Here is a 25,923-nt window from a genome sequence, read left to right as displayed (position 1 = left end):
AGGGCGTAATGCCCTTTTTTTACGCCAGCAGCTTTTGCAAATGAATTAACAACCTGTCTATCGCCCGATAGCTTACCGCCTCCTGCAAATGCTGACGCGAGATCTGGTCAGCCAGTTCTATGTCGGCAATGGTTCTGGCCACTTTTAGTAAACGCTGCCAGGCGCGAATGGATAATCCAAGATGCACCAGCGTGTCTTCAAGCCAGCGGGCGTCATCGTGGTGCAAAACACAGTATTTTTGGATTTCGCGACCCTCCAGACGCGCGTTTAACTTCTTCTGGCGTCGGTACTGCCGTTCATGGGCGGCGATGACCCGCTTTTTTACTGTAGCGCTGCTCTCACCCTTTGAGGCGTGTTGGCTAAGAATCCCGGGCGGTGGAAGCGGTATCTCAAGCGAAAGGTCAAAACGATCAAGAAACGGGCCTGACAACCGATTAAGGTAACGTAGTGTCTGTTCTGGCGTGCAGCGATTATGGTTTCCCTGATAATGTCCGGTCGGGCTGGGATTCATTGCGGCGATTAACTGGAACCTGGCAGGGTACGTTATTTTCGCTCTGGTACGGGATAAATGAATTTGACCGGATTCTATAGGTTCACGTAGCGCATCCAGTGTGCGTCGTTCAAATTCAGGCAATTCATCAAGGAACAAAATTCCGTTGTGCGCCAGCGATATCTCTCCCGGGGCGGGTATTGCGCCGCCGCCGACCATAGCAGTAAGTGAGGCGCTATGATGAGGTGAGCGAAAGGGGCGTTGCTGCCATCGTTTTTGTACCGTATCGGCATTAACCAGACTGAGGATCGCGGCGCTTTCCAACGCCTCTTCATTGCTTAATGGTGGAAGAATCCCGCTCAGTCGACTGGCCAGCATGGTTTTACCCGTACCCGGCGGGCCGATCAATAGCAGATTATGTCCCCCTGCCGCTGTAATCTCCAGGCCGCGTTTACCCTGCTCCTGACCGATCACATCGCGAAGATCGGCAGTTGCGGTAGGCGATGCCATATCCTGAGCTAAAGGTCTTTCCAGGGCGTGTTTCCCTTCCAGAAAGGCGCAGACGGTTTGTAGATGATCGGCGATAAAACAACCTTCTTTGCTGATAAGCCCAACCTCCGCCGCGTTCTCTGTTGCGACGATAATATTTCTGCCGGCCTTGATGGCTTCCGTTGCACTTGATATTGCGCCAGGAACGCCGCGTAATGCGCCTGTAAGCGCTAACTCACCCACCAGCTCATATGCCTCAAGATTCGACGCTGTAAGCTGCTCAGACGCGGCCAGAAGCGCAACAGCAATAGGCAGGTCATACCTTCCGCCCTCTTTCGGTAGATCGGCTGGAGCAAGGTTAATGGTTATTTTTTTAGCCGGAAATTCATATCCGCTATTAATAATCGCACTACGTACCCGGTCACGCGCCTCTTTTACCGTGGTTTCCGGTAGGCCAACCATGGTTAATCCCGGTAATCCATTACTGATATGCACCTCTATAGTGATAGGCGGCGCATTGACGCCAAGTGCGGCGCGAGTATGAACAATCGCCAGTGACATAATCCCTCCTGTTACGTGGATTATGCGGAATAGAAGAGAAAATCGAATTACTGACTTTTTGTTTTTTAGCGGCTGATTCCTGAATTTTGGCGTCATTTTCAGGTAAGAAACATCAAACTGGAAGAACGCTCGCAGAAGCGAAAAGAAGGAAAACAGGGTGTAAAGCGCGCCAAAAGGGGGAGGAAAACGTGAAAATTTTTCAGTTGCTAATTTTTCTTATAAAAAACAAAGCACTTTTAGGCATTCACCTGCATTATCTGAAACGTGGTTAAAAAAATATCTTGTGCTATTGGCAAAACCTATGGTAACTCTTTAGGTATTCCTTCGAACAAGATGCAAGAATAGACAAAAATGACAGCCCTTCTACGAGTGATTAGCCTGGTCGTGATTAGCGTGGTGGTGATTATTATCCCACCGTGCGGGGCTGCACTTGGACGAGGAAAGGCTTAGAAATCAAGCCTTAACGAACTAAGACCCCCGCACCGAAAGGTCCGGGGGTTTTTTTTGGCCTGAAAAACTTAAGCGAGGAGCAGAGCGTGAATAACAGCATAAAATTCTGTTTCTCAAGATTTACGACGGGGATGTAACTATGAACGGGGCACAGTGGGTGGTACATGCTTTGCGAGCGCAGGGGGTGAAAACCGTATTTGGTTATCCTGGCGGCGCAATTATGCCGGTTTACGACGCGTTGTATGACGGTGGTGTGGAGCATTTGTTGTGCCGACACGAGCAGGGTGCCGCAATGGCGGCAATCGGTTATGCCCGTTCTACCGGCAAAACCGGTGTTTGTATCGCCACTTCCGGCCCTGGCGCCACTAACCTGATCACTGGCTTGGCGGATGCGTTGTTAGATTCGGTCCCCGTCGTCGCGATCACGGGTCAGGTTTCCGCCCCGTTCATCGGCACTGATGCGTTCCAGGAGGTGGATGTGTTAGGCCTGTCGCTGGCCTGTACCAAACACAGCTTCCTGGTGCAGTCGCTGGCAGAGCTGCCTCGTATCATGGCGGAGGCTTTTGAAGTCGCCAACGCTGGCCGTCCTGGCCCGGTTCTGGTGGATATCCCGAAAGATATCCAGTTGGCCAGCGGTGAGCTGGAACCCTGGTTTACTACCGTTGATAACGAAGCGACCTTCCCGCAGGCTGATGTTGAACAGGCGCGCCAGATGCTGGAACAGGCGAAAAAACCCATGCTGTACGTCGGCGGTGGTGTTGGTATGGCGCAGGCAGTTCCGGCGCTGCGTAAATTTATCGCGGTAACGCAAATGCCAGTTACCTGCACGCTGAAAGGGCTGGGGGCTGTTGAAGCTGATTATCCGTACTATCTGGGCATGCTGGGAATGCACGGTACTAAAGCGGCTAATTTCGCGGTGCAAGAGTGTGATTTACTGATCGCCGTTGGTGCACGTTTTGATGACCGGGTGACCGGTAAGCTGAATACGTTTGCGCCGAACGCCAGCGTAATCCATATGGATATCGACCTGGCGGAAATGAACAAACTGCGTCAGGCACACGTCGCGTTGCAGGGAGATTTAAATTCGCTGTTGCCGGCATTACAGCAACCGCTGAAGATCGACGCATGGCGTCAGTCCTGTGCAGAGCTGCGCGCAGAACACGCCTGGCGCTATGACCATCCTGGCGAGACTATCTATGCGCCGTTATTGTTGAAGCAATTGTCGGAACGCAAACCCGCAGACAGCGTGGTGACGACGGATGTGGGGCAGCATCAGATGTGGTCAGCCCAGCATATGACTTACACCCGCCCGGATAACTTCATCACCTCCAGCGGTCTGGGGACGATGGGATTCGGCTTACCGGCGGCCGTTGGCGCGCAGGTAGCGCGACCGAATGATACCGTTATCTGTATCTCCGGTGACGGCTCCTTCATGATGAATGTTCAGGAGTTGGGCACCGTAAAACGCAAGCAGTTACCGTTGAAGATAGTCTTACTCGACAACCAGCGGTTAGGGATGGTTCGACAATGGCAGCAACTGTTTTTCCAGGAGCGATATAGCGAAACCACTCTGACCGATAACCCCGATTTCCTCATGCTGGCCAGCGCCTTCGGCATTCCAGGCCAGCACATTACTCGTAAAGACCAGGTTGAAGCGGCACTCGACACTATGTTGGCAAGCGAAGGGCCGTACCTGCTTCACGTCTCAATCGACGAACTTGAAAATGTCTGGCCGTTGGTGCCGCCTGGAGCCAGTAACTCTGAAATGCTGGAGAAATTATCATGATGCAACATCAGGTCAATGTATCGGCACGCTTTAATCCAGAAACTTTAGAACGTGTTTTACGCGTGGTGCGCCATCGTGGTTTTCAGGTGTGCTCCATGAATATGGAAGCCGCGACCGATGCGCAGAATATAAATATTGAATTGACCGTTGCCAGTCCCCGGTCGGTCGACTTACTGTTTAGTCAGTTAAGTAAACTGGTAGATGTTGCGCATGTCGCGATCTGCCAGAGCGCTGCCACATCACAACAAATCCGCGCCTGAGCGCAAAAGGAAGAAAAATGACGACGAAAAAAGCTGATTACATTTGGTTCAATGGCGAGATGGTGCGCTGGGAAGACGCGAAGGTTCACGTAATGTCTCACGCGCTGCACTACGGTACGTCGGTATTTGAAGGGATTCGGTGCTACGACTCTCACAAAGGCCCAGTAGTGTTTCGTCATCGTGAACATATGCAGCGCCTGCGCGACTCAGCAAAAATTTATCGTTTTCCGGTTTCCCAGAGCATTGATGAGCTGATGGAAGCCTGCCGCGACGTAATTCGTAAAAATAATCTGACCAGCGCCTATATCCGTCCGTTGGTATTTGTCGGCGATGTCGGTATGGGCGTTAACCCGCCCCCGGGATACACCACTGACGTCATCATCGCCGCGTTCCCGTGGGGGGCATACCTGGGCGCCGAAGCGCTGGATCAGGGGATCGATGCGATGGTTTCTTCCTGGAATCGCGCTGCGCCGAACACCATTCCGACCGCCGCGAAAGCGGGCGGGAACTATCTTTCCTCACTGCTGGTGGGTAGCGAAGCGCGCCGCCACGGCTATCAGGAAGGCATCGCCCTGGATGTAAACGGCTATATCTCCGAAGGCGCAGGCGAAAACCTGTTTGAGGTAAAAGATGGCGTGCTGTTTACTCCGCCGTTTACCTCTTCCGCGCTGCCAGGCATTACTCGCGATGCGATCATCAAACTGGCGAAAGAACTGGGTATTGAAGTGCGTGAGCAGGTGCTGTCCCGTGAATCGCTGTATCTGGCCGACGAAGTGTTTATGTCCGGAACCGCGGCAGAAATTACTCCGGTACGCAGCGTTGATGGTATCCAGGTAGGTGAAGGCCGTTGCGGCCCTGTTACCAAGCGTATTCAACAAGCCTTCTTTGGTCTCTTCACTGGAGAAACCGAGGATAAATGGGGCTGGTTGGATCCGGTAAATTCATAATAAATAAAATTAATATTTTCCCAAAATAATTTGCGTCACAGGAAGGCGGCAACGCAGCGAATCCCCAGAAGCTTACTGTAGTAAGTGACTGGGGTGAGTGAGGCAGCCAACGCACCTGTGGCGTGAAGTATGAAGGGAAAAGATGGGGAGTAAATAAAGCATGCCTAAGTACCGTTCCGCCACCACCACCCATGGTCGTAATATGGCGGGTGCCCGCGCGCTGTGGCGCGCCACCGGAATGACCGACAGTGATTTTGGCAAACCGATTATCGCCGTGGTGAACTCATTCACTCAGTTTGTGCCGGGTCACGTTCATCTGCGCGATCTCGGTAAGCTGGTCGCCGAACAGATTGAAGCTTCCGGCGGGGTGGCGAAAGAGTTCAACACTATTGCCGTGGATGACGGGATTGCCATGGGGCACGGGGGTATGCTCTATTCACTGCCGTCGCGCGAGCTGATCGCCGACTCCGTGGAGTACATGGTGAACGCTCACTGCGCTGACGCGATGGTGTGTATCTCCAACTGCGACAAAATCACCCCAGGGATGCTCATGGCCTCGCTGCGCCTGAATATTCCGGTGATCTTTGTCTCCGGCGGCCCGATGGAAGCCGGGAAAACCAAGCTTTCAGACAAAATTATCAAGCTGGATCTGGTTGATGCCATGATTCAGGGAGCGGACCCGAAAGTCTCTGACGATCAAAGTAACCAGGTTGAACGCTCCGCCTGTCCAACCTGCGGCTCCTGCTCCGGCATGTTTACCGCTAACTCCATGAATTGCCTGACCGAAGCGCTGGGCCTGTCGCAGCCGGGCAACGGTTCGCTGCTGGCAACTCACGCTGACCGTAAGCAGTTGTTCCTCAATGCCGGTAAGCGGATTGTTGAACTGACTAAACGCTATTACGAGCAGGATGACGAAAGTGCACTGCCGCGTAACATCGCCAGCAAAGCCGCGTTTGAAAACGCGATGACGCTGGATATTGCGATGGGCGGTTCGACCAATACCGTTCTGCATCTGCTGGCGGCGGCGCAGGAAGCGGAAATCGACTTCACCATGAGTGATATCGACAAGCTGTCCCGCAAGGTGCCGCAGCTGTGTAAAGTGGCGCCAAGTACCCAGAAATACCATATGGAAGACGTTCACCGTGCCGGCGGTGTGCTGGGTATTTTAGGCGAGCTGGATCGCGCCGGGCTGCTGAACCGCAACGTGAAAAACGTATTAGGCCTGACGCTGCCGCAAACGCTGGAACAGTACGACATCACGGTTACGCAGGACGAAGCGGTTAAAAAAATGTTCCGTGCTGGCCCTGCCGGTATCCGTACTACTCAGGCGTTCTCGCAGGATTGTCGCTGGGATTCGCTGGATGACGACCGCGCAGCGGGTTGCATCCGCTCGCTGGAATATGCCTATAGCAAAGACGGCGGTCTGGCGGTGCTGTATGGCAACTTCGCCGAAAACGGCTGCATCGTTAAAACCGCGGGCGTCGATGACAGCATCCTTAAATTCACCGGCCCGGCGAAAGTGTATGAAAGTCAGGACGAGGCGGTAGAGGCGATTCTCGGCGGCAAAGTAGTGGAAGGCGATGTAGTCGTGATCCGCTACGAAGGGCCGAAAGGCGGGCCGGGAATGCAGGAAATGCTCTATCCGACCAGTTTCCTGAAGTCGATGGGGCTGGGCAAAGCCTGTGCGCTCATCACCGATGGGCGTTTTTCCGGCGGGACTTCCGGTCTCTCTATTGGCCACGTTTCGCCGGAAGCGGCCAGCGGCGGCACTATTGCGTTGATTGAAGATGGCGACACTATTGCGATTGATATCCCGAACCGCAGCATTCAGTTGCAGTTGAGTGAGGCTGAAATCGCCGCACGCCGCGAGGCGCAGGAAGCTCGTGGCGACAAAGCCTGGACGCCGAAAAATCGTCAGCGTCAGGTTTCGTTTGCCCTGCGTGCCTACGCCAGCCTGGCGACCAGCGCCGATAAAGGCGCGGTGCGCGATAAATCGAAACTGGGAGGTTGATAATGGCGGAATCTCAACCACTGTCAGTCGCGCCGGAAGGGGCGGAGTATCTGCGCGCGGTGCTACGCGCGCCAGTATACGAAGCGGCGCAGGTGACGCCGCTGCAAAAAATGGAAAAGCTCTCGTCACGTCTGGACAACGTTATTCTCGTCAAACGCGAAGACCGGCAGCCGGTACATAGCTTTAAGCTGCGCGGCGCTTACGCGATGATGGCCGGATTGACCGAAGAACAAAAAGCCCACGGCGTGATTACCGCGTCGGCGGGCAATCATGCGCAGGGCGTGGCGTTCTCCTCCGCGCGGCTTGGCGTGAAGTCGCTGATCGTCATGCCAAAAGCAACGGCGGATATTAAAGTCGATGCGGTACGCGGTTTTGGCGGCGAAGTGCTGTTGCACGGCGCTAATTTTGATGAAGCGAAAGCGAAAGCTATTGAACTGGCGCAGCAGCAGGGTTTTACCTGGGTGCCGCCGTTTGATCACCCAATGGTGATCGCCGGGCAGGGCACGCTGGCGCTGGAACTGCTTCAGCAGGATTCGCATCTCGATCGTGTCTTTGTGCCGGTTGGCGGCGGCGGCCTGGCGGCGGGCGTAGCAGTACTGATCAAACAATTGATGCCGCAAATCAAAGTTATCGCCGTCGAAGCGGAGGATTCCGCCTGCCTGAAAGCGGCGTTGGAAGCCGGTCATCCAGTGGATCTCCCGCGCGTTGGGTTGTTTGCTGAAGGCGTAGCGGTAAAACGCATCGGCGACGAAACGTTCCGGCTGTGTCAGGAATACCTTGATGATATTGTCACCGTGGATAGCGACGCTATCTGCGCGGCGATGAAAGACCTGTTTGAAGATGTGCGTGCGGTGGCGGAGCCCTCCGGCGCGCTGGCGCTGGCGGGGATGAAAAAATATATCGCCCAGCACAATATTCGCGGCGAACGCCTGGCACACGTCCTTTCCGGCGCCAACGTCAACTTCCACGGCTTGCGCTATGTGTCTGAACGCTGCGAGCTGGGGGAACAGCGCGAAGCGTTACTGGCGGTGACCATTCCGGAAGAAAAGGGGAGCTTCCTCAAATTCTGTCAGTTGCTTGGCGGGCGTATGGTCACCGAATTTAACTACCGTTTTGCCGACGCGAAAAATGCCTGTATTTTTGTCGGCGTACGCGTCAGTCAGGGGCTGGAGGAACGAAAAGAGATTATCACCCAACTGTGCGACGGCGGTTATAGCGTAGTGGATCTCTCCGACGATGAAATGGCGAAGCTGCATGTGCGCTATATGGTCGGCGGGCGCCCCTCCAAGCCATTACAGGAGCGTTTGTATAGTTTCGAATTTCCGGAGTCGCCCGGCGCGTTGCTCAAATTCCTGCATACGCTTGGCACGCACTGGAATATTTCGCTATTCCATTACCGCAGCCACGGTACCGATTATGGCCGCGTGCTGGCGGCGTTCGAGTTAGGCGATCATGAGCCGGATTTCGAAACCCGGCTGCATGAGCTGGGCTATGAATGCCATGATGAGAGCAATAACCCGGCGTTTCGGTTCTTTCTGGCGGGTTAATTCAGCGTCTAGTTTTTCAGGCCCACAAAGTAAAGTGGGCCTGATATCCAGATATGATCTTCCCTCAGTTATTGGGCTTTTCTGCCAGCCCGGAGCATCCACTCATTTAATTTTGCGAGACGTTTTCCAGAAGGCGCCCAATCTGCTTGTGGTGAAACTCGGCTCACCATATCGTTAGCACCGCCATCACTTGCACCTGTTAAAAACAATGTATAAAATTTTATACACAAGAATGTTATGTTACTCACCCGAGCTCTCTCCAATGAAAAAGAAATTCGATGGGTGGGATCTTCTCTGGAGGATCTCCTGGCTTTTCCCATAACGGTACGTAAAGCAGTCGGTTATCAGCTTCACAAAATTCAGTATGGAATTGAACCCGATGACTGGAAACCGTTTTCAGAAATTGGGGCTGGGGTAAATGAAATTCGGATTCGTGACAACAATGGTATCTATCGCGTTATGTATGTCGCTAAGTTTGAAGAAGCACTCTACGTTTTGCATAGTTTCCAAAAACAGACGCAACAAACCAGTCAGCACGATAAAAACATCGCCAGAACGCGTTATAACCGGGTGGTGCAACAACGGAGAAACAGCTTGTGATTGCCAAAACTGATAGTGATATTCGCCATGTGACGCCATCTGGCGGTAATGTTTTTGCTGATTTGGGGTTTCATAAGCAGGACGCAGAAAAGTTTTACGCTGATTCCCTGAGTGAAATCGAAAACACGTTAGCCATTAAACAACAGCTCATGGAAGAAATTACCCTCTGGATTACGCGAAACCAGATGAAGCAAGCCGAGGTTGCTACAGTTTTGCATATATCCCGACCGCGCGTTTCGGATATCGTCAACAAGAAATGCAGCAAATTCACCATTGATGCTCTGGTGAATATGCTTAGCCGTATTGGGAAGCCTGTTCGGGTAACGGTAGGGCCGTAAAACTAATTCGGTAAAATTTTCCAGAACGCATCAATTAGCGGCTCATGCAGCCGCTTTTTTTGCGCGCAGACGCCAAGCTCAAACGGCGTTTTTTCATCACTACGTTCTAAAATCATTACCCGGTTGCGCACCGGCTCCGGGCTGTTTTCCAGCACCACTTCCGGCAGCAGCGCCACGCCGCAGCCCAGCGCCACCATTGAGACCATCGCTTCGTGACCGCCGACGGTAGCGTAAATCTGCGGATTGCTGATTTTATGGCGGCGAAACCACAGCTCAATGCGGCGGCGTACCGGCCCCTGATCGGCCATGATAAACGGCACCGTCGACCAGTCGGGCTTATCAACCGAAACCTGATTGCGCACCGGGCAGGGCAGCGCCGGGGCGATCAGCACCACTGCCAGATTCTCCAGCATCGAAAACGCCACCGCGCCAGGCAGCGTTTCTGGTTTGCCGGCGATTGCCAGGTCCGCTTCTCCCGTTACCACCTTTTCCATCGCATCGGCGGCGTCTCCGGTCGTCAATTTGATTTCAACAGAAGGGTGTTCGGCGCGAAAACGGTCGAGGATCGGCGGCAGATGACTGTATGCCGCGGTCACTGAACAGAAGATATGGAGTTCGCCGGAAAGGGACGGCCCCTGCTGATCGAGGGTATGGCGCAACTGCTGATATTGCAAAAGCGTCTGTTGGGCAAACACTCGCAGCTCTTCACCCGCTTCGGTCAGCGTGACCGTGCGGTTATCACGCACAAACAGCGGCTGGCCGAGGTCTTCTTCCAGCCGCTGAATCTGTCGGGAAAGGGTGGAAGGACTGACATGCATCGCCCGCGCGCTGCGGCCAAAATGGCGGCTTTCCGCCAGATGCAGGAAGGTTTTTAGATCGCGTAAATCCACAGACAGACCTCCGGTTTTTGACGTTGCATAAACCGCAACATAACGTTGTGAATATATCAATTTCCGCAATAAATTTCCTGTTGTAATGTGGGTTCATTCGCACAGATAGCAATCTGTAAACCGAACAATAAGCGCGACAACACAACATCACGGAGTACACCATCATGGCTAACTACTTTAATACACTGAATCTGCGCCAGCAGCTGGCACAGCTGGGTAAATGCCGCTTTATGGGCCGCGACGAATTCGCCGACGGCGCGAGCTACCTGCAGGGTAAAAAAGTGGTCATCGTCGGCTGCGGCGCTCAGGGTCTGAACCAGGGCCTGAACATGCGTGACTCCGGTCTGGACATTGCCTACGCCCTGCGTAAAGAAGCCATTACTGAGAAGCGTGCTTCCTGGCGTAAAGCGACCGAAAACGGCTTCAAAGTGGGTACCTACGAAGAGCTGATCCCGCAGGCTGACCTGGTGGTTAACCTGACGCCGGACAAACAGCACTCCGACGTGGTGCGTTCTGTACAGACGCTGATGAAAGACGGCGCAGCGCTGGGCTACTCCCACGGCTTCAACATCGTGGAAGTGGGAGAGCAGATCCGTAAAGACATCACCGTGGTGATGGTGGCACCGAAGTGTCCGGGCACCGAAGTGCGTGAAGAGTACAAACGTGGTTTCGGCGTGCCGACGCTGATCGCCGTTCACCCGGAAAACGATCCGAAAGGCGAAGGCATGGCGATTGCTAAAGCCTGGGCAGCGGCCACCGGCGGTCACCGTGCGGGCGTACTGGAATCTTCTTTCGTTGCAGAAGTGAAATCTGACCTGATGGGCGAGCAGACCATCCTGTGCGGTATGTTGCAGGCCGGTTCTCTGCTGTGCTTCGACAAGCTGGTGGCAGAAGGCACCGACCCGGCATACGCCGAAAAACTGATTCAGTTCGGCTGGGAAACCATCACCGAAGCGCTGAAGCAGGGCGGCATCACCCTAATGATGGACCGTCTGTCTAACCCGGCGAAACTGCGTGCTTACGCGCTGTCCGAACAGCTGAAAGAGATCATGGCGCCGCTGTTCCAGAAACACATGGATGACATCATCTCCGGCGAATTCTCGTCCGGCATGATGGCTGACTGGGCTAACGACGATAAGAAACTGCTGACCTGGCGTGAAGAGACCGGTAAAACCGCGTTCGAAACCGCGCCGCAGTTTGAAGGTAAAATCGGCGAGCAGGAGTACTTCGATAAAGGCGTGCTGATGATTGCGATGGTGAAAGCGGGCGTTGAGCTGGCGTTCGAAACCATGGTCGATTCCGGCATCATCGAAGAATCCGCTTACTACGAATCACTGCACGAACTGCCGCTGATCGCCAACACCATCGCCCGTAAGCGCCTGTACGAAATGAACGTGGTTATTTCCGATACCGCAGAATACGGTAACTACCTGTTCTCTTACGCTTGCGTACCGCTGCTGAAACCATTTATGGCGGAATTGCAACCGGGCGATCTGGGTAGTGCTATCCCGGAAGGCGCGGTAGACAACGCACAGCTTCGCGACGTGAACGACGCGATTCGTAGCCATGCGATTGAGCAGGTAGGTAAGAAACTGCGCGGCTATATGACGGATATGAAGCGTATTGCGGTAGCGGGTTGATATACCTTGTCGGGTGGTGCTAGCGCTTACCCGACCTACAAAATCAAGCAGACGATGTAGGCCGGGTAAGGCGTAGCCGCCACCCGGCTTTTTATTTGCGATACAATACCTTAATGATGTGATAACCGAACTGGGTGTGCAATGGGCCGGTTGGCTCCAGTACCGGGCAGGAAAAGACTACTTTATCGAATGCCGGAACCATCTGGCCCTGACGAAATTCGCCTAAATGACCGCCTTTTTTACCGGATGGGCAGATAGAATGCTTCTTCGCCAGCTTCTCAAAATCGCCGCCGTTTTTAATTTGCTCCAGAAGATCCAATGCCAGTTTCTCTTCTTTTACAAGGATATGCAGTGCTGCTGCCATTTTTGCCATTATTGTGTTCTCACGTCGCAAAGATTGGCCGTCACTTTATCACTCCTTAGGCCGTCAGACATATACTCTTCGCCATTACAGGACAGATGTCCCGCCTGATTTAATGAACCGGGAGATAAGCGGCATTTTTAGCAGGCGTATTTCGGATGTGCGGGACGGCGGTCCTGTCCTTTCTGACAAGGGGCGAGATACCATGAACATAATGAAAAACGCAGAATTTCCAGACGACTGGCTTTTAGGGCTACGCCAGGTCGTACGCGACCCAGTGCTCTATGAATTACTCAAATACTGCCCGTTGGAAATCATGCAGTACAGGGCGTTTATGCGATGTCGCTTGAGTATGTTCTGCTGACGGCGATCGCGCTAATGGGTTCTTTCAGTTGGATCAAGAGCGCACAGCGTAATGGCTATACGCCGCTTGCCGCCAGAGCCTGCTGATTGACCTTTTCCTGGCTGCCTGAAAAGGCAGCCAGGTCTTCTCTGGGCCTCGCTTTCTGCTACAATCCCTCCCCCGTTCGAAGATTGAGCACTATTCCCATGCGTTTAAATCCCGGCCAACAACACGCTGTCGAATTCGTCACCGGACCCTGCCTGGTGCTGGCAGGAGCGGGTTCTGGTAAAACTCGCGTAATTACCAATAAAATCGCCCACCTGATCCGCGGATGCGGCTATCAGGCCCGGCATATTGCGGCGGTGACGTTTACCAACAAGGCAGCGCGTGAGATGAAAGAACGCGTCGGGCAGACGCTCGGCCGTAAGGAAGCGCGCGGTTTGATGATCTCCACCTTTCATACATTAGGGCTGGATATTATTAAGCGCGAGTACGCTGCGCTGGGGATGAAATCGAACTTTTCATTGTTTGACGATACCGACCAGGTCGCTTTGCTCAAAGAGCTGACCGAAGGCCTGATCGAAGACGACAAGGTTCTGTTGCAACAGCTGATCTCCACGATCTCCAACTGGAAAAACGATCTCAAAACGCCAGCGCAGGCGGCGGCCGGGGCGAAAGGCGAACGCGATCGTATTTTTGCCCACTGCTACGGGCTTTACGACGCCCATATGAAGGCATGCAACGTTCTCGATTTTGATGATTTGATTTTGCTGCCGACGCTGCTGCTGCAACGCAATGACGAGGTGCGCGAGCGCTGGCAGAATAAAATTCGTTATCTGTTGGTGGATGAATATCAGGATACTAACACCAGCCAGTATGAGTTGGTTAAGCTGCTGGTCGGGCAACGCGCGCGCTTTACGGTCGTAGGCGATGACGATCAGTCTATCTACTCCTGGCGCGGGGCGCGTCCGCAAAACCTGGTGTTACTGAGCCAGGATTTTCCGGCGCTGCAGGTGATTAAGCTGGAGCAAAACTATCGTTCTTCGGGCCGCATCCTGAAAGCGGCGAATATTCTCATCGCCAACAATCCGCACGTCTTTGAAAAGCGCCTCTTTTCCGAGCTCGGTTACGGCGCGGAACTCAAAGTGTTAAGCGCAAACAATGAAGAGCATGAAGCTGAGCGCGTTACCGGCGAACTGATTGCCCATCACTTTGTGAACAAGACCCAGTACAAGGATTACGCCATTCTGTATCGCGGGAATCATCAGTCGCGGGTATTTGAAAAATTCCTCATGCAGAACCGTATTCCGTACAAAATTTCCGGCGGCACCTCATTTTTCTCCCGTCCGGAGATTAAAGACCTGCTGGCCTACCTGCGGGTGTTGACCAACCCGGATGATGACAGCGCTTTCCTGCGCATCGTGAATACGCCAAAACGCGAAATCGGTCCGGCCACGCTGCAAAAGCTGGGTGAATGGGCAATGACGCGTAATAAAAGCCTGTTTACCGCCAGCTTTGATATGGGACTTAGCCAAAAGCTGACCGGACGTGGTTACGATTCATTGACGCGTTTTACCCACTGGCTGGGGGAAATCCAGCGTCTGGCCGAACGCGAGCCTGTCGCCGCCGTGCGCGATCTCATCCACGGTATTGACTATGAATCCTGGTTGTACGAAACCTCGCCGAGCCCCAAAGCGGCGGAAATGCGTATGAAAAACGTTAACCAGCTCTTTAGCTGGATGACTGAGATGCTGGAAGGCAACGAACTCGATGAGCCGATGACGCTGACCCAGGTGGTTACACGCTTTACGCTGCGCGATATGATGGAGCGTGGCGAGAGCGAAGAAGAGCTGGATCAGGTACAGTTGATGACGCTCCATGCATCGAAAGGACTGGAATTCCCGTATGTCTATATGGTGGGAATGGAAGAAGGATTTTTGCCGCATCAAAGCAGCATTGACGAAGATAATATTGAGGAAGAGCGTCGGCTGGCCTATGTTGGGATCACTCGCGCGCAGAAAGAGCTCACCTTTACATTATGTAAAGAGCGCCGTCAGTATGGGGAACTGGTGCGCCCGGAACCCAGCCGCTTCCTGTTAGAACTGCCGCAGGATGATTTAATCTGGGAGCAGGAGCGCAAAGTGGTAAGCGCTGAGGAGCGAATGCAAAAAGGGCAAAGTCACCTGGCTAATCTGAAAGCCATGATGGAGGCAAAGCGAGCGAAATCGTAGGCCGGATAAGCGAAGCGTCATCCGGCAATCAGACCACGGTTAGCGAACGTCCAGCGGCCAGTGTACATAGCTTTGCCACTGGCTTTCCTGATCAATCAACTCTTTACCCAGCGGGTGATGTGCCAGCCAGTCGCCAGGCAAGGTTAACGTCAGATTTTCATTTAGCGCCTGTAGCGTAATTTCTGGTACCAGATCGTCACGACGGCGACCGGCAAAAAGAATCGCCAGTCGCAGCAAACGGCATAGCTGTTCCGCAACACGGGGCGGTACCGCGTTTTGCTGATGAAGCGAAGAGAGATCGACCGGATTGGTCTGATTCAGTAAGAGGGTGGCGAGCAATTTTTTCTGCGCGGGCGTATAGCCAGGCAGATCCAAATGGCGTACTAAATAGGCGGCATGATAGGGCGCCTGTTTAAAATCAACGCTCAGACCGATCTCATGCAACTGGCAAGCGCTAAGCAACAGTTCACGACTGATAGGCTCAATATGCCAGGCATTTTCTACCTGTTTGAGGAAGTTATCTGCCAGCTTCGCTACGCGATTTGCCTGATCGGTATCGACGATAAACCGACGCTGAATGTTTCGCAGCGTGCGGCTGCGGATATCCTGATCTACCGCCAGATGCAACATCCCATACACCAGCCCTTCGCGTAACGCGCCGCCTGCCAGCGTCATGCTCTGGATGTTCAGCTCGGTAAATATGGCGATCAGAATAGCCAGCCCGCTTGGGAAAACCAGCGCGCGCTCCAGCGTCAGGCCTTCGATTTCCAGCTCTTCCAGACGTCCGCACTGTATCGCGCGTTGTTTCAGCTGCTGTAGTTTGGCGAGCGTAATGCGCTCGTCCATCCCCTGCGCCATCATGATTTCCTGCAATGCCTGTACGGTGCCGGAGGCACCCACGCAGACCTTCCAGCCATGAAAACGCAGTTCATCGGCGACCGGACGCAGTACATCGCGCGCGGCTTTCTCCGCATCATCAAAGTTTTCTTGCGCCAGATTACGATCGCTAAAATAGCGTTCAAGCCACGTTACGCAGCCCATCGACAGGCTAAACAGCGACGTGGTTTGCGCGCCAGTGCCGGTAACCAGTTCAGTGCTGGCGCCGCCGATATCCACCACCAGTCGCTGATCTGCGCCGCCGGTGGTATGAGCGACTCCCTGATAAATCAGCCGCGCCTCTTCTTCGCCGCTGATAACCTGCACCGGACAACCAAGGATAGTCTGCGCTTTCGCGATAAATTCCCCCGCATTAACGGCGAGACGCAATGTTGCGGTGGCAACCACGCGGATTTGCGGCTGCGGGATATCCTGCAAACGTTCAGCAAACAGACGCAGGCATTGCCAGCCGCGTTCCATCGCTTCGGCTGAAAGGTGGTTGTCGTTGTTCAGACCCGCGGCCAGACGCACCTTGCGTTTTATTCGGGTCAGCGTCTGGATGCTTCCCGCCGCCTCGCGCACGACCAGCATATGAAAACTATTGGAACCGAGATCAATGGCGGCATACAACGAGGTGGAATTCATACACTTCATCCTTCAACCTGTATCCGTGTTGGCTGCGTACACTCCCCTGAATCATTTACTAAAGTACGCTCATCGGGATTTGTTTTCTTGCCGCCTTGATACAGGCTAAATGATTTTGTGTATGGCATAACTTTTCTTAACCTGAACGACGACGATTACGCGGAGCGCCAGCGCGGCGCGGACCATTGCCAGGACGCGAACGCGTCAGGCGCAACGGCTTGGGCAGATCGTTCATGAGCGCTTCCGGATTGTATTTGCTGACCGGAATCGAGTGGCCGATATAGCTCTCAATGGCGGGCAGATTCAGCGCATACTCTTCGCAAGCCAGGCTGATGGAATGCCCGCTGGCGCCAGCGCGACCGGTACGACCGATACGGTGAACATAGTCTTCACAATCGTCTGGCAGATCGTAGTTAAAGACGTGCGTTACGGCGGGGATATGCAACCCGCGCGCCGCGACATCGGTCGCCACAAGAATATCCAGATCGCCGCGGGTGAACTCATCCAGAATCCGCAGGCGCTTTTTCTGCGCGACGTCGCCGGTCAGCAGACCAACACGATGGCCATCTGCCGCCAGATGTCCCCAGATATCTTCGCAACGATGCTTGGTGTTGGCGAAAATAATGGCGCGATCCGGCCACTCTTCTTCGATCAGCGTTTGCAGTAAACGCATTTTCTCTTCATTAGAGGGGTAGAAAAGCTCTTCTTTAATGCGGTGGCCGGTCTTTTGCTCCGGTTCCACTTCAACATATTCGGCGTTGTTCATCTGTTCAAACGCCAGCTCGCGAACCCGATAAGACAGGGTGGCGGAGAACAACATGTTCAGACGCTGTGCAGCCGGCGGCATACGACGGAACAGCCAGCGGATATCTTTAATAAAGCCCAAATCGTACATGCGATCGGCTTCATCGAGTACGACGACCTGAATGGCGCCGAGGTTAATGTGGTTTTGTTTGGCGTAGTCGATCAGTCGGCCCGTCGTACCAATAAGAATATCAACGCCGCTTTCCAGCACTTTAAGCTGCTTGTCGTAACCATCGCCGCCGTAAGCCAGGCCTAATTTTAAGCCTGTCGCTTGCGCCAGCGGCTCCGCGTCTGCGTGAATTTGTACGGCTAATTCACGCGTCGGCGCCATGATCAGCGCGCGCGGCTGGTTCACCTTGCGATCGTCGATCGCGGGATGAGAAAGTAAATAATGAAACGTTGACGTCAGAAACGCCATCGTTTTCCCGGTACCGGTTTGCGCCTGCCCTGCAACGTCACGACCCGCCAGCGTTAGCGGAAGGGCCAGTGCCTGAATGGGCGTACAATTATAAAACCCTTTTTTTTCAATGGCTTCAACCACCTGTGGGTGCAGGGCGAAGTCGGAAAACTTCTGTTCTGTTAAATGTGTTTTGCTCATAGTGTGGTAGAATATCAGCTTACTATTGCTTTACGAAAGCGTATCCGGTGAAATAAAGTCAACCTTTGTTGGCGAAGTTAACATCAGCACCTCGTTGGTTAATGCTACACCAACACGCCAGGCTTATTCCTGTGGAGTTATATATGAGCGATAAAATTATTCACCTGACTGACGACAGTTTTGACACGGATGTACTCAAAGCGGACGGGGCTATCCTCGTTGATTTCTGGGCAGAGTGGTGCGGGCCGTGTAAAATGATCGCTCCGATTCTGGATGAAATCGCTGACGAATATCAGGGCAAATTGACCGTTGCCAAACTGAACATTGACCAGAACCCAGGTACTGCGCCTAAATATGGCATCCGCGGTATTCCGACTCTGCTGCTGTTTAAAAACGGCGAAGTGGCGGCAACCAAAGTAGGCGCACTGTCTAAAGGTCAGTTGAAAGAGTTTCTCGACGCCAATCTGGCGTAATACCTTTTATACGTCGAATGACAAAGGCGCTGTATGGTCAGGCGTCTGTCATTCGATGAATGATTAAGGTATCAGGCAGTTTCGTGGCGTCTGTTGTCCTTACGTTATTCTTAAATTGTCAGGATCTCTGGACGCCCGGTCTGAGTCGTGCTAAGTTAGTATTGACTTCGAATTAAACATACCTTATTAAGTTTGAATCTGGTTTTATCCGTCACTTCCCGTTTTTTCTCGCACGAGAAGTGGAAAGATTCCTGGCTCTTCGCTCATTCCGTCTTGTTGTTTCAGTTCTGCGTACTTTCCTGTGACCAGACAGCGAACAGACATGAGTTGATAGCCGTAAACAGGCATGGATGACCCTGCCATACCATTCACAACATTAAGTTCGAGATTTACCCCAAGTTTAAGAACTCACACCATTATGAATCTTACCGAATTAAAGAATACGCCGGTTTCTGAGCTGATCACTCTCGGCGAAAGTATGGGGCTGGAAAACCTGGCCCGTATGCGCAAGCAGGACATTATTTTTGCCATCCTGAAGCAGCACGCAAAGAGTGGCGAAGATATCTTTGGCGACGGTGTGCTGGAGATATTGCAGGATGGATTTGGTTTCCTCCGTTCTGCAGACAGCTCCTACCTCGCCGGTCCTGATGATATCTACGTTTCCCCCAGCCAAATCCGCCGTTTCAACCTCCGCACTGGTGATACCATTTCTGGTAAGATTCGCCCGCCGAAAGAAGGTGAACGCTATTTTGCGCTGTTGAAAGTTAACGAAGTTAACTACGACAAACCGGAAAACGCCCGTAACAAAATCCTCTTTGAGAACTTAACCCCGCTGCACGCAAACTCTCGTCTGCGTATGGAGCGTGGTAACGGTTCTACCGAAGACTTAACGGCGCGCGTTCTGGATCTGGCTTCGCCGATCGGTCGCGGCCAGCGCGGTCTGATTGTCGCGCCGCCGAAAGCGGGTAAAACCATGCTGCTGCAGAACATCGCGCAGAGCATCGCGTATAACCACCCGGACTGCGTGCTGATGGTGCTGCTGATTGACGAACGTCCGGAAGAAGTGACCGAGATGCAGCGTCTGGTGAAAGGCGAAGTGGTTGCTTCTACCTTTGACGAACCGGCATCCCGCCACGTTCAGGTTGCCGAAATGGTTATCGAGAAGGCGAAGCGTCTGGTTGAACACAAGAAAGACGTTATCATCCTGCTCGACTCCATCACCCGTCTGGCGCGCGCCTACAACACCGTGGTGCCGGCTTCCGGTAAAGTATTGACCGGTGGTGTGGACGCTAACGCCCTGCATCGTCCGAAGCGTTTCTTCGGCGCGGCGCGTAACGTGGAAGAGGGCGGTAGCCTGACTATCATCGCGACGGCGCTAATCGATACCGGTTCCAAGATGGACGAAGTTATCTACGAAGAGTTTAAAGGCACCGGTAACATGGAGCTGCATCTCTCGCGTAAGATCGCTGAAAAACGTGTCTTCCCGGCTATCGACTACAACCGTTCCGGTACCCGTAAAGAAGAGCTGCTCACCACTCAGGAAGAGCTGCAGAAAATGTGGATCCTGCGTAAAATCATCCATCCGATGGGTGAAATTGACGCGATGGAATTCCTCATTAACAAACTGGCGATGACCAAAACTAATGACGACTTTTTCGAGATGATGAAGCGCTCATAACCTGGTCTTTACCTGAAAACGCCACGTTTTTACGTGGCGTTTTTGTTTTGCGATTCATCCTGGCGTCATGTCATATAAACTGGTCATCGGGATATGCGCTACAGAGTAACACCATGCACAATACACATTGTTTGCGGTAAAAAGTGTAATGTTCTAACAGGTCTCTTCTAGGAGCTGGCGTAACGCATTATACTTTAAGGAAATGATATATGCTGAGAGCACATACACTGTGAAGTTACTCACCGCTTTATCTGAGCTAATCAGTATTTTTTTATTCACGACCATTTTTATTTTTCTTGCGCGAAAAGTAGCCATAAAAATTGGTTTAGTGGATAAACCAAACTTTCGTAAACGACATCAGGGTGTTATCCCATTAGTCGGCGGGATTTCTGTGTTTGCAGGAATCTGCTTTATGTTTGGCCTCTCGGATTACTACATACCGCACTTATCGCTATATCTTATTTGCGCTGGTGTATTGGTTTTTGTTGGTGCGATGGATGACCGTTTTGATATCAGTGTAAAAATTCGTGCTGTGGTTCAGGCTGTTATTGCGGTTGTAATGATGGTTATCGCAAAACTTCACTTAGGTAGCCTTGGTTACATCTTTGGGCCTTGGGAGTTAGTGCTTGGCCCCTTTGGCTATTTCCTTACTCTGTTTGCGGTATGGGCGGCGATCAACGCTTTCAATATGGTGGACGGTATTGACGGCCTGCTGGGTGGGTTATCCAGCGTCTCATTTGCGGCGATGGGGCTGATTTTATGGTTTGATGGTCAGACTAGTCTGGCAATGTGGTGCTTTGCCATGATCGCCGCGATTCTGCCTTACATTATGCTTAATCTCGGTATTTTGGGGCGGCGTTACAAAGTCTTTATGGGCGATGCCGGTAGTACACTGATTGGCTTTACCGTCATCTGGCTCTTACTGGAAACGACGCAGGGGAAAACTCACTCTATCAGCCCGGTTACCGCGCTATGGATTATCGCTATTCCATTGATGGATATGGTGGCGATTATGTATCGCCGTCTGCGTAAAGGGATGAGCCCCTTTTCCCCTGATCGCCAACATATTCATCATTTGGTTATGCGAGCAGGGTTTACTTCCCGCCAAGCATTTGTTCTTATTACGCTCGCAGCGGCGATTCTGGCGGGAGTAGGCGTAACGGCAGAATACTCTCATTTTGTTCCTGAATGGGTTATGTTGGTGCTCTTTTTGCTAGCATTCTTCCTCTATGGCTACTGCATTAAGCGGGCCTGGAAGGTGGCGAGATTTATTAAGCGTGTGAAGCGTCGCCTGCGCAGGCAACGTGAGAACCGGCCAAACTTAACCAAGTAAATGAGGATACGATGACACAACCATTACCGGGGGCACGCGCGGTGAGCGCTGAAAATGAACTGGATATTCGCGGGTTGTTTCGTACTTTATGGGCTGGCAAATTCTGGATTATCGGCATTGGCCTGCTATTTGCCCTTATCGCGTTAGCCTATACCTTTTTTGCTCGTCAGGAGTGGAGTGCGACGGCGATCACCGATCGCCCAACCGTAAATATGTTGGGCGGTTATTACTCCCAGCAGCAGTTTCTGCGCAACCTGGATATTAAGACCGATCCTGCTTCTTCTGATAAGCCCTCGGTGATGGATGAAGCGTATAAAGAGTTCATCATGCAACTTGCCTCCTGGGATACGCGTCGCGATTTCTGGTTACAGACGGACTATTACAAGCAGCGAATGGTCGGGAATAGCAAAGCTGATGCGGCGATGCTTGATGAACTGATCAATAACATACAGTTTACGCCCGGCGATTTTACACGCGCCATCAACGACAATGTGAAGCTGATTGCTGAAACTGCGCCGGACGCCAATAATCTGCTGCGTCAGTATGTCGCATTCGCCAGCCAGCGGGCGGCGAGCCATCTGAATGATGAATTAAAAGGTGCCTGGGCTGCGCGTACCGTGCAGATGAAAGCCCAGGTCAAACGGCAGGAGGAGGTTGCGAAAGCGATCTATTCGCGTCGTGTAAACAGTATTGAGCAGGCGCTCAAAATTGCGGAACAACATAATATTTCTCGTAGCGCGACGGATGTCCCGGCGGATGAATTACCGGACTCAGAGCTTTTTTTACTCGGTCGCCCTATGTTGCAGGCGCGTCTTGAAAATCTGCAAGCGGTTGGCCCTGCGTTCGATTTGGACTACTTTCAAAATCGGGCAATGTTGAATACGCTTAATGTGGGGCCGACCCTGGACCCTCGTTTTCAGACCTATCGTTATTTGCGTACGCCGGAAGAACCGGTAAAACGTGATAGCCCACGCCGAGCCTTCCTGATGATCATGTGGGGTATCGTTGGGGCGCTAATCGGTGCGGGCGTTGCCTTAACCCGTCGCCGCACGATTTAGCAACACCTCTGCAGTAGGGGGCTGGGCCCCTACTGTCTATTCGAAGAGAATCGATGTGAAAGTTCTGACTGTATTTGGTACACGACCGGAGGCCATTAAGATGGCGCCTCTGGTCCATGCGCTGGAAAAAGATCCTCATTTCGAGGCCAAAGTATGCGTTACTGCGCAGCATCGGGAGATGCTTGATCAGGTATTAACTCTTTTTTCTATTGTGCCTGATTACGATCTCAACATTATGCAGCCGGGACAGGGGTTGACGGAAATTACCTGCCGAATTCTGGAGGGATTAAAGCCGATCCTGGCAGATTTTAAACCTGATGTGGTGCTGGTTCATGGCGATACCACCACTACGATTGCTACCAGCCTGGCGGCTTTCTATCAACGAATTCCGGTAGGGCACGTAGAAGCCGGGTTGCGAACCGGCGATCTCTATTCCCCCTGGCCGGAAGAGGCAAACCGCACGCTGACCGGACATCTGGCGATGTACCACTTTGCGCCGACGGAAAACTCGCGGCAGAATCTGTTGCGGGAGAACATTCCGGATGAGCGCATTTTTGTCACTGGCAATACCGTTATCGACGCGCTGATCTGGGTACGCGATCGCGTTCTGACGAGCGATACATTACAGGCTGAACTGGCCGAGCAGTATCCTTTCCTCAACGCGAATAAGAAGATGATTTTGGTGACCGGTCATCGGCGTGAAAGCTTTGGTCAGGGCTTTGAGCATATCTGCCAGGCGCTGGCGGAAATCGCCGCCGCGAACCAGAATGTGCAAATTGTCTATCCGGTGCATCTCAATCCCAACGTCAGCGAACCTGTCAACCGTATCCTCGGCCATGTTGAAAACGTGGTACTGATTGAGCCGCAGGACTACTTACCTTTTGTCTGGCTGATGAATCACGCCTGGCTCATTCTGACCGATTCCGGCGGTATTCAGGAAGAAGCGCCGTCATTAGGTAAGCCGGTATTGGTCATGCGTGAAACCACAGAGCGTCCGGAAGCCATTACCGCTGGTACGGTAAGACTGATCGGCACGGACTCCCGGCGCATTGTGGCGGAAGTTATGCGTCTGCTGCACGACGAAAATGAATATCAAACCATGAGCCGCGCCCATAATCCTTATGGTGACGGGCAATCATGCGCGCGCATTTTACAGGCGTTAAAAAGTTATCGGGTATCGTTATGAGTTTTACGACCATTTCTGTTATTGGGCTGGGGTATATCGGATTACCGACTGCGGCCGCTTTTGCTTCCCGCCAGAAGCAGGTTATCGGCGTGGATATCAACCAACATGCGATAGACACCATAAATCGCGGTGAAATTCACATCGTGGAGCCGGCGTTGGGCAATGTGGTGAAGATGGCGGTGGAGGGTGGCTTTCTGCGTGCGACGACGACACCTGTCGAGGCCGATGCGTACCTGATTGCCGTGCCGACGCCATTCAAAGGCGAGCACGACCCTGACATGGCCTATGTGGAAGCCGCGGCAAAATCCATTGCGCCGGTATTAAAAAAAGGGGCACTGGTGATTCTGGAATCAACATCGCCGGTCGGCGCAACGGAGCAAATGGCTGGCTGGCTGGCCGGGATGCGCCCGGATCTGACCTTTCCCCAGCAGGCGGGCGAGCAGGCCGACGTGAATATTGCCTATTGTCCGGAGCGTGTGCTGCCGGGTCAGGTGATGGTGGAACTTATTAAAAATGACCGCGTGATTGGCGGTATGACGCCAGTATGTTCGGCTCGCGCCAGCGCGCTGTACAAAATTTTCCTTGAGGGCGAATGCGTTGTCACCAACTCGCGCACCGCAGAGATGTGCAAGCTGACGGAAAATAGCTTCCGTGATGTGAATATCGCCTTTGCGAATGAATTGTCGCTGATTTGCGCCGAACAGGGGATTAACGTCTGGGAATTGATCCGCCTGGCGAACCGCCATCCGCGCGTCAATATTTTGCAGCCGGGACCAGGCGTTGGCGGGCACTGCATTGCGGTCGATCCGTGGTTTATTGTGGCGCAAAATCCGCAGCAGGCGAGACTGATTCACACCGCGCGTGAAGTGAACGACGGCAAACCGCACTGGGTAGTCGATCAGGTAAAAGCCGCGGTCGCAGATTGCCTGGCGGCCACCGATAAACGCGCCAGCGAAGTGAAAATCGCCTGTTTTGGGCTGGCCTTTAAGCCGAATATCGACGATCTGCGCGAAAGCCCGGCGATGGGGATCGCCCAAAGTATCGCCCGCTGGCACAGCGGCGAAACCCTGGTCGTCGAACCGAATATCCGTCAGTTGCCGAAAAAATTGGACGGACTTTGCACGCTGGCGAAACTGGACGCGGCGCTGACCGCCGCCGATGTGCTGGTGATGCTGGTCGATCACGACGAATTTAAAGCGATTCCCGGCGATGCGGTTCATCAACGTTATGTGGTTGATACCAAAGGAGTCTGGCGCTGATGAAACGCATTCTGGTGACCGGCGGCGCAGGCTTTATCGGATCTGCGGTGGTGCGGCATATCATCCATGAAACGGCAGACGCGGTGGTGGTGGTGGATAAACTCACCTATGCGGGCAACCTGATGTCTCTGGCATCGGTGACGCAAAGCGACCGTTTCGCCTTTGAGAAGGTGGATATCTGCGATCGGGCATCACTGGAGCGAGTCTTCCAGCAGTATCAGCCCAATAGCGTGATGCACCTGGCGGCGGAAAGCCATGTAGACCGTTCCATCGACGGCCCGGCGGCGTTTATTGAAACGAATATAGTTGGTACTTACACCTTGCTGGAAGCCGCTCGCGCTTACTGGTCCGCGCTTGACGCGGACGCTAAAGCGGCGTTCCGCTTCCACCATATCTCCACCGATGAAGTGTATGGCGATCTGCATACTGCAGACGATTTCTTCACCGAAACCACGCCATATGCGCCAAGCAGTCCTTATTCCGCCTCCAAAGCCAGCAGCGACCATCTGGTACGCGCCTGGTTACGTACCTACGGTCTGCCTACGCTTGTCACCAACTGCTCTAATAACTACGGGCCCTACCATTTCCCGGAAAAACTGATCCCGCTGATGATTCTGAACGCGCTGGCGGGTAAACCATTGCCGGTCTATGGCAACGGTCAGCAAATTCGCGACTGGCTGTATGTAGAGGATCATGCCCGTGCGTTGTATCACGTGGTGACGAACGGTGCGGTGGGCGAAACGTATAATATCGGCGGTCATAACGAACGTAAAAATCTGGATGTGGTCAGGACGATCTGCGCTCTGTTGGAGGAACTGGCCCCGCAAAAACCGCAGGGTGTGGCGAATTATCACGATCTGATTACCTTCGTCGACGATCGACCCGGCCATGACTTACGCTATGCCATCGACGCGTCGAAAATCGCCCGCGAGCTGGGCTGGACGCCGCAGGAAACCTTCGAAAGTGGGATGCGAAAAACCGTTCAGTGGTATCTCGCCAATGAGGCCTGGTGGAAACCCGTGCAGGATGGCAGTTATCAGGGCGAACGCTTAGGACTGAAACGCTAAAC

Annotated in this window: 23 protein-coding genes and 2 pseudogenes; 20 read left to right on the top strand and 5 right to left on the bottom strand. The window is 53.1% G+C overall.

Annotated features, from left to right (window positions below):
• Window positions 1-19 precede the first annotated feature (19 nt).
• A complete protein-coding gene (locus ACFK9X_RS22875; RefSeq protein ID WP_000050210.1) occupies window positions 20-1,540 on the bottom strand; it encodes a YifB family Mg chelatase-like AAA ATPase in 1,521 nt (506 codons plus the stop codon).
• A 351-nt stretch (window positions 1,541-1,891) separates the two neighbouring features.
• Here ACFK9X_RS22875 and ilvL point away from each other — a divergent pair, with 351 nt between their 5' ends.
• The 9 genes from ilvL (at window position 1,892) to ACFK9X_RS22830 (ending at window position 9,479) form a co-directional block, all read left to right on the top strand.
• The gene (ilvL, locus tag ACFK9X_RS22870) at window positions 1,892-1,990 is read left to right on the top strand and encodes an ilv operon leader peptide (protein WP_001311244.1); all 99 of its coding nucleotides are present in this window, start codon (window positions 1,892-1,894) and stop codon (window positions 1,988-1,990) included.
• 86 nt (window positions 1,991-2,076) lie between these two features.
• Entirely contained in the window at window positions 2,077-2,127 is a 51-nt protein-coding gene (ilvX, locus tag ACFK9X_RS22865) for a peptide IlvX (protein WP_192930503.1), read from the top strand.
• 2 nt (window positions 2,128-2,129) lie between these two features.
• The gene (gene ilvG, locus ACFK9X_RS22860; RefSeq protein WP_151117830.1) at window positions 2,130-3,776 is read left to right on the top strand and encodes an acetolactate synthase 2 catalytic subunit; all 1,647 of its coding nucleotides are present in this window, start codon (window positions 2,130-2,132) and stop codon (window positions 3,774-3,776) included.
• Window positions 3,773-4,036 (top strand): acetolactate synthase 2 small subunit, encoded by a 264-nt coding sequence (ilvM, locus tag ACFK9X_RS22855; RefSeq protein ID WP_000983260.1) that lies wholly within the window; start codon window positions 3,773-3,775, stop codon window positions 4,034-4,036. Before ilvG ends, ilvM begins: the two co-directional genes overlap by 4 nt.
• Window positions 4,037-4,053: 17 nt before the next feature.
• Window positions 4,054-4,983, top strand: coding sequence for a branched-chain-amino-acid transaminase (gene ilvE, locus ACFK9X_RS22850; RefSeq protein ID WP_000208528.1), 930 nt, complete (start codon window positions 4,054-4,056; stop codon window positions 4,981-4,983).
• A 160-nt stretch (window positions 4,984-5,143) separates the two neighbouring features.
• Window positions 5,144-6,994 carry a dihydroxy-acid dehydratase gene (gene ilvD, locus ACFK9X_RS22845; protein WP_023994054.1) on the top strand — a complete coding sequence of 617 codons (1,851 nt, stop codon included), beginning with the start codon at window positions 5,144-5,146 and terminating at the stop codon, window positions 6,992-6,994.
• Window positions 6,995-6,996: 2 nt separating this feature from the next.
• Entirely contained in the window at window positions 6,997-8,541 is a 1,545-nt protein-coding gene (gene ilvA / locus ACFK9X_RS22840; protein ID WP_001524959.1) for a threonine ammonia-lyase, biosynthetic, read from the top strand.
• Between the two features lie 282 nt (window positions 8,542-8,823).
• Entirely contained in the window at window positions 8,824-9,141 is a 318-nt protein-coding gene (locus ACFK9X_RS22835; RefSeq protein WP_000535852.1) for a type II toxin-antitoxin system RelE/ParE family toxin, read from the top strand.
• Window positions 9,138-9,479, top strand: coding sequence for a helix-turn-helix domain-containing protein (locus ACFK9X_RS22830; RefSeq protein ID WP_000560828.1), 342 nt, complete (start codon window positions 9,138-9,140; stop codon window positions 9,477-9,479). Before ACFK9X_RS22835 ends, ACFK9X_RS22830 begins: the two co-directional genes overlap by 4 nt.
• 2 nt (window positions 9,480-9,481) lie before the next feature.
• Here ACFK9X_RS22830 and ilvY read toward each other — a convergent pair whose 3' ends face one another.
• Window positions 9,482-10,369: an HTH-type transcriptional activator IlvY gene (ilvY, locus tag ACFK9X_RS22825; protein ID WP_000365798.1), complete on the bottom strand. Its 888-nt coding sequence runs from the start codon at window positions 10,367-10,369 to the stop codon at window positions 9,482-9,484.
• Window positions 10,370-10,533: 164 nt separating this feature from the next.
• Here ilvY and ilvC point away from each other — a divergent pair, with 164 nt between their 5' ends.
• Window positions 10,534-12,009 carry a ketol-acid reductoisomerase gene (ilvC, locus tag ACFK9X_RS22820; protein ID WP_151117827.1) on the top strand — a complete coding sequence of 492 codons (1,476 nt, stop codon included), beginning with the start codon at window positions 10,534-10,536 and terminating at the stop codon, window positions 12,007-12,009.
• A gap of 91 nt (window positions 12,010-12,100) precedes the next feature.
• On the opposite strand, the gene ppiC is transcribed toward ilvC, so the two are convergent.
• Entirely contained in the window at window positions 12,101-12,382 is a 282-nt protein-coding gene (ppiC, locus tag ACFK9X_RS22815) for a peptidylprolyl isomerase PpiC (RefSeq protein WP_001096806.1), read from the bottom strand.
• 193 nt (window positions 12,383-12,575) lie between these two features.
• On the opposite strand from ppiC, the pseudogene ACFK9X_RS22810 reads away from it, so the two are divergent.
• From ACFK9X_RS22810 to rep, 3 genes and pseudogenes are all read left to right on the top strand, one after another.
• Window positions 12,576-12,731, top strand: a pseudogene (locus tag ACFK9X_RS22810) (Crp/Fnr family transcriptional regulator); the annotation flags it as partial.
• A pseudogene (locus tag ACFK9X_RS22805) lies at window positions 12,683-12,820 on the top strand (nicotinamide riboside transporter PnuC); the annotation flags it as partial. The pseudogenes ACFK9X_RS22810 and ACFK9X_RS22805, both read left to right, overlap by 49 nt.
• Window positions 12,821-12,919: 99 nt before the next feature.
• On the top strand, window positions 12,920-14,944 hold the full coding sequence (rep, locus tag ACFK9X_RS22800; RefSeq protein WP_151117824.1) for a DNA helicase Rep: 2,025 nt from the start codon (window positions 12,920-12,922) through the stop codon (window positions 14,942-14,944).
• A gap of 39 nt (window positions 14,945-14,983) precedes the next feature.
• Here the strand turns inward: rep and gppA are convergent, their stop codons facing one another.
• Window positions 14,984-16,465 carry a guanosine-5'-triphosphate,3'-diphosphate diphosphatase gene (gene gppA, locus ACFK9X_RS22795; protein ID WP_001089447.1) on the bottom strand — a complete coding sequence of 494 codons (1,482 nt, stop codon included), beginning with the start codon at window positions 16,463-16,465 and terminating at the stop codon, window positions 14,984-14,986.
• A gap of 136 nt (window positions 16,466-16,601) precedes the next feature.
• Window positions 16,602-17,867 carry an ATP-dependent RNA helicase RhlB gene (gene rhlB / locus ACFK9X_RS22790; RefSeq protein WP_058649116.1) on the bottom strand — a complete coding sequence of 422 codons (1,266 nt, stop codon included), beginning with the start codon at window positions 17,865-17,867 and terminating at the stop codon, window positions 16,602-16,604.
• A gap of 143 nt (window positions 17,868-18,010) precedes the next feature.
• On the opposite strand from rhlB, the gene trxA reads away from it, so the two are divergent.
• From trxA to rffG, 7 genes are all read left to right on the top strand, one after another.
• Complete coding sequence (trxA, locus tag ACFK9X_RS22785; protein WP_001280776.1) at window positions 18,011-18,340, top strand: thioredoxin TrxA; 330 nt, start codon at window positions 18,011-18,013, stop codon at window positions 18,338-18,340.
• A 418-nt stretch (window positions 18,341-18,758) separates the two neighbouring features.
• On the top strand, window positions 18,759-20,018 hold the full coding sequence (gene rho, locus ACFK9X_RS22780) for a transcription termination factor Rho (RefSeq protein ID WP_001054532.1): 1,260 nt from the start codon (window positions 18,759-18,761) through the stop codon (window positions 20,016-20,018).
• A gap of 229 nt (window positions 20,019-20,247) precedes the next feature.
• Entirely contained in the window at window positions 20,248-21,351 is a 1,104-nt protein-coding gene (gene wecA, locus ACFK9X_RS22775) for a UDP-N-acetylglucosamine--undecaprenyl-phosphate N-acetylglucosaminephosphotransferase (protein WP_000771937.1), read from the top strand.
• Between the two features lie 11 nt (window positions 21,352-21,362).
• Complete coding sequence (gene wzzE / locus ACFK9X_RS22770) at window positions 21,363-22,409, top strand: ECA polysaccharide chain length modulation protein (RefSeq protein WP_000193413.1); 1,047 nt, start codon at window positions 21,363-21,365, stop codon at window positions 22,407-22,409.
• A gap of 55 nt (window positions 22,410-22,464) precedes the next feature.
• Window positions 22,465-23,595 carry a non-hydrolyzing UDP-N-acetylglucosamine 2-epimerase gene (gene wecB / locus ACFK9X_RS22765; protein ID WP_000866685.1) on the top strand — a complete coding sequence of 377 codons (1,131 nt, stop codon included), beginning with the start codon at window positions 22,465-22,467 and terminating at the stop codon, window positions 23,593-23,595.
• Window positions 23,592-24,854 carry a UDP-N-acetyl-D-mannosamine dehydrogenase gene (wecC, locus tag ACFK9X_RS22760; RefSeq protein ID WP_151117821.1) on the top strand — a complete coding sequence of 421 codons (1,263 nt, stop codon included), beginning with the start codon at window positions 23,592-23,594 and terminating at the stop codon, window positions 24,852-24,854. The genes wecB and wecC overlap by 4 nt, the downstream gene beginning before the upstream one ends.
• A complete protein-coding gene (gene rffG / locus ACFK9X_RS22755) occupies window positions 24,854-25,921 on the top strand; it encodes a dTDP-glucose 4,6-dehydratase (RefSeq protein WP_000822154.1) in 1,068 nt (355 codons plus the stop codon). The genes wecC and rffG overlap by 1 nt, the downstream gene beginning before the upstream one ends.
• Window positions 25,922-25,923: the final 2 nt, after the last annotated feature.

It is taken from the genome of Salmonella sp. WC3, from assembly GCF_042932255.1.
Lineage (GTDB): Bacteria > Pseudomonadota > Gammaproteobacteria > Enterobacterales > Enterobacteriaceae > Salmonella > Salmonella enterica.
This window is presented reverse-complemented; position numbering and strand designations above follow the sequence as displayed.

What these genes read in the sequence shown, in the direction of transcription:
- ACFK9X_RS22875 (WP_000050210.1), bottom strand. Translation starts at nt 1,540, where the DNA reads ATGTCACTGGCGATTGTTCATACTCGCGCCGCACTTGGCGTCAATGCG.
- ilvL (WP_001311244.1), top strand. Translation starts at nt 1,892, where the DNA reads ATGACAGCCCTTCTACGAGTGATTAGCCTGGTCGTGATTAGCGTGGTG.
- ilvG (WP_151117830.1), top strand. Translation starts at nt 2,130, where the DNA reads ATGAACGGGGCACAGTGGGTGGTACATGCTTTGCGAGCGCAGGGGGTG.
- ilvM (WP_000983260.1), top strand. Translation starts at nt 3,773, where the DNA reads ATGATGCAACATCAGGTCAATGTATCGGCACGCTTTAATCCAGAAACT.
- ilvE (WP_000208528.1), top strand. Translation starts at nt 4,054, where the DNA reads ATGACGACGAAAAAAGCTGATTACATTTGGTTCAATGGCGAGATGGTG.
- ilvD (WP_023994054.1), top strand. Translation starts at nt 5,144, where the DNA reads ATGCCTAAGTACCGTTCCGCCACCACCACCCATGGTCGTAATATGGCG.
- ilvA (WP_001524959.1), top strand. Translation starts at nt 6,997, where the DNA reads ATGGCGGAATCTCAACCACTGTCAGTCGCGCCGGAAGGGGCGGAGTAT.
- ilvC (WP_151117827.1), top strand. Translation starts at nt 10,534, where the DNA reads ATGGCTAACTACTTTAATACACTGAATCTGCGCCAGCAGCTGGCACAG.
- ppiC (WP_001096806.1), bottom strand. Translation starts at nt 12,382, where the DNA reads ATGGCAAAAATGGCAGCAGCACTGCATATCCTTGTAAAAGAAGAGAAA.
- rep (WP_151117824.1), top strand. Translation starts at nt 12,920, where the DNA reads ATGCGTTTAAATCCCGGCCAACAACACGCTGTCGAATTCGTCACCGGA.
- gppA (WP_001089447.1), bottom strand. Translation starts at nt 16,465, where the DNA reads ATGAATTCCACCTCGTTGTATGCCGCCATTGATCTCGGTTCCAATAGT.
- rhlB (WP_058649116.1), bottom strand. Translation starts at nt 17,867, where the DNA reads ATGAGCAAAACACATTTAACAGAACAGAAGTTTTCCGACTTCGCCCTG.
- trxA (WP_001280776.1), top strand. Translation starts at nt 18,011, where the DNA reads ATGAGCGATAAAATTATTCACCTGACTGACGACAGTTTTGACACGGAT.
- rho (WP_001054532.1), top strand. Translation starts at nt 18,759, where the DNA reads ATGAATCTTACCGAATTAAAGAATACGCCGGTTTCTGAGCTGATCACT.
- wzzE (WP_000193413.1), top strand. Translation starts at nt 21,363, where the DNA reads ATGACACAACCATTACCGGGGGCACGCGCGGTGAGCGCTGAAAATGAA.
- wecC (WP_151117821.1), top strand. Translation starts at nt 23,592, where the DNA reads ATGAGTTTTACGACCATTTCTGTTATTGGGCTGGGGTATATCGGATTA.
- rffG (WP_000822154.1), top strand. Translation starts at nt 24,854, where the DNA reads ATGAAACGCATTCTGGTGACCGGCGGCGCAGGCTTTATCGGATCTGCG.